Consider the following 7,963-nt stretch of genomic DNA (forward strand, 5'->3'; position numbering starts at 1 on the left):
GCGTTGTCCAACAGGTTGCCCAGCAGTTCCAACAGGTCTTCACGGTCCCAGGGCAAGTGCAGGCCGGGGGGCACGTGGTAGCTCAGGTCCAGGTGATCACCGTGAATCATGGTCAAGGTGGCCAGCAGGCCGGGCAGTTCTTTTTCACAGTCAAACAAAGCACCCGGCAAGGTTTCACCGGCAAGACGGGCACGATTGAGCTCGCGGTTGAGGCGCTGTTGCACCTGTTCCAGTTGTTCGCGCAACAGTTTGCTTAATTCAGGATGGTCTTTGAGCTGTTCGCTCGATGCCACGCTCAACAACACCGCCAACGGGGTTTTCAAGGCATGCCCCAGGTTGCCCAGCGCGTTGCGCGAACGCTTGAGGCTGTCTTCGGTGTGGGCCAACAGGTGGTTGATCTGCGCCACGAGCGGTTCAAGCTCCAGTGGCACTTGGGTATCGAGTTGCGAGCGCTGGCCCTGCTGCAACTGCGCGATCTGGTTACGTGCTGTTTCCAGCGGGCGCAGGGCGCGACGCACGGTGACCCGTTGCAGGATCAACACCAACAACAACGCCGCCAGCCCCAGCACCAGACCAATCTGACGCATCAGGCGAAAGCTTTCCCGCACGGGGGTGTAGTCCTGGGCCACGCTGATGGAAATCGATTGGCCGAAGCGCTTGTAGTCCTCACGCAGGACCAACAGCTGCTGCCCCTCCGGCCCGAGCTGCAAATTGCCCTTGATCCCGGCCTCAGGCAGGCGCGGCAGGTCCTGGTCCCACAACGAGCGGGAGCGCCAATGCTTATCGGCAAAATCAATCCGGAAGTAGTGCCCGGAAAACGGCCGCTGGTAAGCCGGTGACAACCGGTTCTCATGCAATTGCAAACCGTCCGGCCCGCGCACCAATGCCACCAGCAGGTTCTCGCTGTCATTGCGCAGGCCCGCTTCCAGGTAGCGCTGCAACCCGGCCTCGAACAGCCACAAACTGGTTTGCGCCAGCACCACGCCGACGACCACCATCACGCTGATGAGCCCCAGGCTCAGGCGCCGCTGAATCGACCTCATGCAGGGCCGGCGCCGAACCGGTAACCCTGGCCGCGCCGGGTTTCGATCACGCTGCGGCCCAACTTGCGGCGCAGGTGGTTGACGTGCACTTCCAGCACATTGGAGTCGCGTTCGGTCTCACCGTCGTAGAGGTGTTCGGCCAAGTGGCTTTTCGAGAGGATCTGTTCCGGGTGCAACATGAAGTAACGCAGCAGGCGGAATTCAGCGGCGGTCAATTGGATTTCATCGCCGTCGCGCAGCACGCACTGGCGCCCTTCGTCCAGATGCAGACCGGCGGCCTGCAGCGTGGGCTGGTTGGCATGGCCGTGGGAGCGACGCAGCAGCGCCTGGATGCGCAGGTGCAATTCTTCAGGGTGGAAAGGTTTGCTCAGGTAATCGTCGGCGCCAGCCTTGAGCCCTTCGATGCGCTCGGCCCAGGAGTCGCGGGCGGTAAGAACCAGCACCGGTGTCGCCAGGGAGGCCGCACGCCATTGCGCCAGTACTTCCAACCCAGGTAAACCAGGCAGGCCGAGGTCGAGGATGATCAGGTCATAAGGTTCGCTGCGGCCCTGATACACGGCGTCGCGCCCATCGGCCAGCCAGTCGACCGCATAGCCCTGGCGCTGCAAGCCGGCCAGCAGTTCATCGGCCAGCGGTACGTTGTCTTCCACCAGGAGCAGGCGCATCAGTCGTCTTCCTTATCTTTGAGCAGCACACCGGTCGTTGCATCCAGTTTAATCTCGCGCACCACACCTTGGGTGGTCACCAGCTCCACTTCATAAGCATATTGGCCATGCTTGAGTTCAAGCTCGGCTTCCAGCAGCCGCGAGCCGGGGTAGCGTGCCATGGCTTGCTGCAACAGTTGCTCAAGCGGCAGGATCACTCCCTGCTGGCGCAATGCCAAGGCTTCATCCTGGTTGAGGTCGCGGGCAGCAAGGCTTGAGCAAAAAGCCAGGAGCACCAGCACCATCAAACCGCTGGCGCGTCGATATACCGTCATTACGTATCCTGATGATTCTTGAGAACGTGCCCGGTCAGCGCGTCCAATTCGACTTCCCACTCGATGCCGTCGGCATCTTCCAGTTCAACTTGATACAGGTACTTGCCGTAGGCCTCATCCAAGTCGGTGTCCAGCAAGGTCGAACCGGGATGCAGCGCCAGGGCAGCCGCTTCCAACCGATCAAAGGCGACAATTGTAACAGTGACAGGCAATTTCAGCGGCTTGCCAGGGTCAACTGCCCAGGCCTGTGCCGCCGTGCAGGCGATGATACCGGCAGCGACCAGCGCTGTGAGGCGCTTCATGATAAGTCTCCGTTTCAGGATGTTTTTCCTACGCCGGCCACGGTAACCGCCGCAACTTAACTGAAACTGAATTGCCACCATGGCAATTTCCAATAGTCATCTTTACCTATCCTCGTACGAGTTTTCCTATAATGCCCCGCTCGCTTCAATTGAGACCGGTATGACAGCCATCCACATCAAGTTTCCCGCCCTGACGCTCAAGGCCGGCAAACGCGCCTTTGCGCGCATCCGTGAGCAAGGCCTGAAGCCTGCCGACGTGGGCATTCTCCCGGGCGCAGCCGGCGGCCCCAAGGCGCTGGGTATCCAGGGCCTGGACCTGGCGCTGTTCGGCGACTGGCTGCCACGGGCCCCGCGCGAACGTGCGCTGATCGGTGCCTCCATCGGTTCCTGGCGATTCGCCAGCGCTTGCCTGCCCGACCCGGTGCAGGGCTTGCTGGACCTTGGCCGCCTGTACAACGAACAACGTTTCGCCAAAGGCGTGAGCATGGCCGAGGTCAGCCAGAGCTGCCGACGCATGCTCGACGACCTGCTGGCCGGCCGCGACGCGCGGGTGCTGGACAACCCCGACTATCGCCTGAACATCATGGTCGTCAAAAGCCACGGCCTGCTCGCCGACGACCACCGAGGGCGCCTGGGCCTGGGCCTGTCGTCGGTGATCGCCGATAACCTGCGGGGCCGCGCGCGGCTGTCGCGGCATTTCGAACGGTTGATCATCCATGACCCTCGCCAGGCGCCACCGGTGCACCCGCTGAAAGACTTCCCGTCGCGCTTCCTCGACCTCGAACTGGGCAACCTGCGTCAGGCGCTGCTGGCATCGGGCTCGATCCCCATGGTGATGCAAGGCGTGCGCGAGCTGCCTGGAGCCGGTGTCGGCACCTACCGCGACGGCGGCCTGCTGGACTACCACCTCGACCTGCCCTATCACGGCAATGACATCGTGCTGTACCCGCACTTCACTGACCGGGTCATTCCGGGCTGGTTCGACAAAGGCCTGCCATGGCGGCGCAGCAATCAACAAGGTTTGCAGGATGTGTTGCTGCTGGCGCCGTCCAAGGACTACCTGGCACGCCTGCCCCACGGTAAATTGCCGGACCGCAGCGACTTCAAGCGTTTCATGGGCGATGACGCGAGCCGTAACAAATACTGGCAAACCTCGATGAGCGAAAGCCAACGGTTGGGCGATGAATTCCTGCGGCTGGCGGATAACGGCCAATTGGGCGAGCATTTGCAGGCCCTTTGACGCCAAACAGTGCGACCACGGAGGGGCGGTATGCCCGGCGAGGGATCAAGCTGTTAAACTCGCCGCCTGCCAGATACCTGACCGAGCTGAAAATACTGTGGAAATCTTCAAAGAGTTTACGTTCGAATCCGCCCACCGCCTGCCCCACGTGCCGGAAGGCCATAAATGCGGGCGCCTGCATGGCCATTCGTTCAAGGTGGCCATCCACCTGAGCGGCGACCTGGATCCCCATACCGGCTGGATTCGCGACTTCTCGGAGATCAAGGCGATTTTCAAGCCGCTGTATGAGCGCCTCGACCACAACTACCTCAACGACATCCCAGGCCTGGAAAACCCGACCAGCGAAGTGCTGGCCAAATGGATCTGGACTGAACTCAAACCCCTGCTGCCGGAGCTCAGTGCGATTCGCATCCACGAGACCTGCACCAGCGGCTGCATCTATCGCGGCGAGTAAGCGAAAGCTGTTGAAAAAACCACCTGCGGGTGGTTTTTTTTCGCCTGGAACGCTACAACCCAAGCTTGCCGCTGGCGTTCAAGATCGCCAAGGTGTTCGAGCGCAGTATCGAAGCGATCTTCGAGGCGCCAGCAGACTGACGGTTTTTTTGAAAGGAGCCCGCAGCAATGATGCGCCCCGCTACTGTTAACGATGTTGCGGCCATTGAGACTATCGTCCAGGCGGCCTACTCGCCGTATATCGAGCGCATCGGGCGCAAACCTGGCCCTATGCTGGCGGACTATCGCCAGTGCATCGAAGCCGGTGGCGTGCATGTGCTCGACCCTGCGGGGCAGGTTCAAGGCTTTATTATTCTGCTGGACAGTGATGACGGGCTGTTGCTGGATAACCTGGCCGTCGCGCCGCAGGCCCAAGGCCTGGGTTTCGGGCGGCGGTTGATGGACTTTGCTGAACAGCAGGCCATCGACGCAGGTTACTCAGCCATCCACCTGTATACCAACGAGGCCATGACTGAGAACATCGCGCTGTACACCCGCCGAGGCTACGTGGAAACCCATCGCGCCGAGGATCAGGGCCTGCGCCGGGTGTACATGACCAAGCGTCTTCTGGAGATACCACCCAGTCCCTGTTCGACTGATCCAAATGAACGCCTGACTGCTTTTTGCCCAAGAGGAACTTGCCCATGCATATCATCAACGCCCGCCTGCGCAACCGTGAAGGCCTGCATGATCTGCACCTGGAACACGGCCGGATCGCCAGTATCACCGCGCAAACAACAGCGCCCACGTTGGCCGCCGACGACCTGGACGCTGCCGGCAACCTGGTGGTCCCGCCCTTCGTCGAGCCGCACATCCACCTCGATGCCACCCTCACCGCTGGCGAACCGCGCTGGAACATGAGCGGCACGTTGTTCGAAGGCATTGAGTGCTGGGGCGAACGTAAAGCCACCATCACCGAGGCAGACACCAAGGCCCGCGCCAAGAAAACCATCCAGGCCCTGGCCGCCCACGGCATCCAGCATGTGCGCACCCACGTCGATGTCACCGACCCCGACCTCACCGCGCTCAAAGCCATGCTGGAAGTGCGCGAAGAAACCACCCACCTGATCGACCTGCAAATCGTCGCCTTCCCCCAGGAGGGCATCGAGTCCTACCGCAATGGCCGCGAATTGATGGAAGAAGCCATTCGCCTGGGCGCCGATGTGGTCGGTGGCATCCCGCACTTCGAGTACACCCGTGACCAAGGCGTGAGCTCGGTGAAATTCCTCATGGACCTGGCCGAGCGCACCGGTTGCCTGGTGGACGTGCATTGCGACGAGACCGACGACCCACATTCACGCTTTCTCGAAGTGCTCGCCGAAGAAGCCCGCAGCCGCGACATGGGATCACGCGTCACCGCCAGCCACACCACGGCCATGGGCTCCTACGACAACGCCTACTGCGCCAAACTCTTTCGCTTGCTGGGTCACTCGGGTATCAGTTTTGTCTCTTGCCCCACCGAAAGCATCCACCTGCAAGGCCGCTTCGACAGCTTCCCGAAACGCCGGGGCGTCACCCGAGTCAACGAACTGCTCGAAGCCGGCATGAACGTGTGCTTCGGCCAGGACTCCATCGTCGACCCCTGGTACCCGCTGGGCAACGGCAACATCCTGCGCGTGCTTGAAGCCGGTTTGCACATCTGCCACATGCTCGGCTACCGCACCTTGCAAAGCGCCCTCGACCTGGTCACCGACAACAGCGCCAAGGCCATGGCCTTGGGTGAGCGTTATGGCCTGGAACCGGGCCGGCCGGCGAACCTGTTGATCCTGTCGGCAGACAGCGACTATGAAGTGATCCGCAGCCAAGGCCTGCCGCTGTACTCGATCCGCCATGGCAAAGTGCTGATGAAACGGCAGCCAGCCCAGGTGGAGTTTTTGTAAACGGTTCGGTTAAACAATCGAATCGATATCCAGTGTTTGCGCCCTCCCCCGATCATTGTGGGAGGGCGCTGGAATACTGGCGATTTGCGATACCTCGCGATTCTCCCGATGGCTGAACCAGCGTTTAAGGCTGGGTTGCAGCTGGCTGGACTGGGCGTGACTGCCATACACATCGCGTGCTTCCAGGCGACGCCAGCGCAGGGTTTCCAGGCGTTGGCGACTGGTACGCAGCCGGTCGATTTCAGCATTCAACGCCTGGCTGTGTGCGTGTGCATTACCGCGCTGATTGGGCGGGCGACGACGGTCAAGTTCACGGTTTTTGTCGCGCAATTGCTGCGTCATTGTTTCCAGCGCGTGGTCGATCAGCTCAAACTCTCTTGGCGTGACCAACGGCCCCTGGCTGTCGATGGTTTGTTGCCAGCGACGCAACGTAGCCCACGCCGCAGGGATGTAGCTGGCGGTCATGAAGTGTTGACTGGCCTGGAACAGCTGTCTGAGCAGGTTATCGCGGTCGGGCATATCGCCTTTGAGTTGCAGCGCGCGGTTGCAACCCGCCTCCAGGATGGACTCACACCCGGGCTTCCATAAGACCGAAGAGTGGGTGCCGTCCGCGAGCTTTATCGGCATGAAGTGCTGCTGTTCGCCATGATGCTCGTACGGGTTGCCACCGACGCCGACCAGGCCTGCGGCAAACAGAAGGCCACCAGAGGCTGGCGCGCTGAAAAGCATAACGGCGCCCGGAACCCAGAGTTTGGCGGTGGTGTTCATCCACGGGGCGGGAACGCTGGGGACCGGGTCGTTGTGGTTGACGATGCGGTGGTGGACCAAGGATGAGGCGCCTTCGGTGAATACCGAGTCTGCGGCGCGGGGGGCGCCGTAGGTGTAGAGGAGGATGTTGTAGTCGGTTTTGAGGGTTCTGCGCAGGCTTTCGGCGAGGAGTAAAGCGATCGCACCGCCGAGGCTATGACCGCAGATTAGAATGCGCTGGCCAGTATGGAATTGATCAAGGTATCGCAGCACAAACTTGTGCATCGCTCGATAAGCCAGATAAAAGCCCTCATGTGCCCGACCGACACCCTCGGCAAAATCAACCTGGTGGGCGTTAGCGTCACGCAGGATATCGGCACCGCTGACCGTGCCTCGTACAGAAATCAGGATGACTTCATCGTGGTGAGTGATGAAGGCCTGAGTGTCAGTCCCGAATTTTTCATCATCGAAAAAATGCAGTCTTGCTGGGTGCTCCTGTTGCTTCTTAGGTTGTGGACGATTTTGTGGATACAACACTGGATCGAAAGGAAGGATCTCGAAGCGCCGGGAGTAAGGGACCTCTTCATAAAGCGGGTAAAAACGCTCTGTCTGTTTTGGATCAATACGCCAAGCCTCATGGAACATTGAAAGTTTCTCAGCAAACAGATTTCCAACGGTTGGGTCCAACGGGAAGGTCACTTGATCAGCAGGTTTCTCCAGAGGTTGCTGGCCAAAGTCGCAATAACTCAGGGCCGACATCAGGGCCAACTGATACAGGTTCAAGGCACAGAACTGGTCGTCAGTGGATAGCGTCGGACGCAATGCGCGTAAAGGCCGCACTTCCAACACGCTGTGTTGATTGGGAAATAACACAACGCCTGTCAGGCTGGGCTGAGGCGGGCCAAATCCAAGATCGGCCATCATTTTCAAGGCATGACGTTCAGGGCTATGGGCTCTAGGCGATTGCGGCGGCAGGTGAGCCACATGGCGGACCAGATCCCGCACTTCAACTTGATAAAACCGGTCTGCTTGAGACTGTGCGGGATTGCCTTCACTACGCTGGCCATCCTTGGCAGAGAACCGGGTTTGTTCGGCGCGAACTTGAAGTTCTGTAATAGGTAGCGGGTAGGTTCGACGGCTCTGCAAAAGGCTATACGGATCCTCGACTCCGGAATACAGGCCATCCAATTTAAGAACGACCGGGCCGCAATAAAAACCCTGCAGCTTGGCGAATCCTTCTCCATTCAATCGACCTTCGTAACGGCGCCCGGTACTGTCGT

8 protein-coding genes and 2 pseudogenes are annotated in these 7,963 nt (G+C 60.2%); 5 read left to right on the forward strand and 5 right to left on the reverse strand.

The features are described 5' to 3' along the window. From WBB95_RS02285 to WBB95_RS02300, 4 genes are all read right to left on the reverse strand, one after another. Positions 1-1,043, reverse strand: a 1,043-nt coding sequence (locus WBB95_RS02285; protein WP_424486103.1) for an ATP-binding protein, incomplete at its 3' end; no start/stop codon positions are given. Continuing rightward, complete coding sequence (locus WBB95_RS02290; protein ID WP_424486104.1) at positions 1,040-1,708, reverse strand: response regulator transcription factor; 669 nt, start codon at positions 1,706-1,708, stop codon at positions 1,040-1,042. The genes WBB95_RS02285 and WBB95_RS02290, both read right to left, overlap by 4 nt. Next, complete coding sequence (locus WBB95_RS02295; protein ID WP_424486105.1) at positions 1,708-2,022, reverse strand: PepSY domain-containing protein; 315 nt, start codon at positions 2,020-2,022, stop codon at positions 1,708-1,710. Before WBB95_RS02295 ends, WBB95_RS02290 begins: the two co-directional genes overlap by 1 nt. Next, the gene (locus WBB95_RS02300) at positions 2,022-2,324 is read right to left on the reverse strand and encodes a PepSY domain-containing protein (RefSeq protein WP_424486106.1); all 303 of its coding nucleotides are present in this window, start codon (positions 2,322-2,324) and stop codon (positions 2,022-2,024) included. The genes WBB95_RS02295 and WBB95_RS02300 overlap by 1 nt, the downstream gene beginning before the upstream one ends. Positions 2,325-2,484: 160 nt before the next feature. Here WBB95_RS02300 and WBB95_RS02305 point away from each other — a divergent pair, with 160 nt between their 5' ends. The 5 genes and pseudogenes from WBB95_RS02305 (at position 2,485) to codA (ending at position 5,936) form a co-directional block, all read left to right on the forward strand. Further along, positions 2,485-3,564: a patatin-like phospholipase family protein gene (locus tag WBB95_RS02305; RefSeq protein ID WP_424486107.1), complete on the forward strand. Its 1,080-nt coding sequence runs from the start codon at positions 2,485-2,487 to the stop codon at positions 3,562-3,564. Positions 3,565-3,661: 97 nt separating this feature from the next. Beyond that, positions 3,662-4,018 carry a 6-carboxytetrahydropterin synthase QueD gene (gene queD, locus WBB95_RS02310; RefSeq protein ID WP_003237990.1) on the forward strand — a complete coding sequence of 119 codons (357 nt, stop codon included), beginning with the start codon at positions 3,662-3,664 and terminating at the stop codon, positions 4,016-4,018. 50 nt (positions 4,019-4,068) lie between these two features. Continuing rightward, positions 4,069-4,158 (forward strand): annotated as a pseudogene (locus WBB95_RS02315) (transcriptional regulator); the annotation flags it as partial. A gap of 27 nt (positions 4,159-4,185) precedes the next feature. Next, positions 4,186-4,623: pseudogene (locus tag WBB95_RS02320) on the forward strand (GNAT family N-acetyltransferase); the annotation flags it as partial. Between the two features lie 77 nt (positions 4,624-4,700). Then, complete coding sequence (codA, locus tag WBB95_RS02325) at positions 4,701-5,936, forward strand: cytosine deaminase (RefSeq protein ID WP_424486108.1); 1,236 nt, start codon at positions 4,701-4,703, stop codon at positions 5,934-5,936. A 9-nt stretch (positions 5,937-5,945) separates the two neighbouring features. Here the strand turns inward: codA and WBB95_RS02330 are convergent. Continuing rightward, positions 5,946-7,963: lipase family protein (locus WBB95_RS02330; protein WP_424486109.1), on the reverse strand; the 2,018-nt coding region annotated here is incomplete at its 5' end.

Origin of the sequence: Pseudomonas sp. (assembly GCF_049645325.1) — a bacterium.
In the GTDB taxonomy this organism is placed as follows: Bacteria; Pseudomonadota; Gammaproteobacteria; order Pseudomonadales; family Pseudomonadaceae; genus Aquipseudomonas.

Bases quoted from the DNA above. Each gene is read 5' to 3' on its own strand.
- WBB95_RS02290 (WP_424486104.1), bottom strand. From the start codon at position 1,708: ATGCGCCTGCTCCTGGTGGAAGACAACGTACCGCTGGCCGATGAACTG.
- WBB95_RS02295 (WP_424486105.1), bottom strand. From the start codon at position 2,022: ATGACGGTATATCGACGCGCCAGCGGTTTGATGGTGCTGGTGCTCCTG.
- WBB95_RS02300 (WP_424486106.1), bottom strand. From the start codon at position 2,324: ATGAAGCGCCTCACAGCGCTGGTCGCTGCCGGTATCATCGCCTGCACG.
- WBB95_RS02305 (WP_424486107.1), top strand. From the start codon at position 2,485: ATGACAGCCATCCACATCAAGTTTCCCGCCCTGACGCTCAAGGCCGGC.
- codA (WP_424486108.1), top strand. From the start codon at position 4,701: ATGCATATCATCAACGCCCGCCTGCGCAACCGTGAAGGCCTGCATGAT.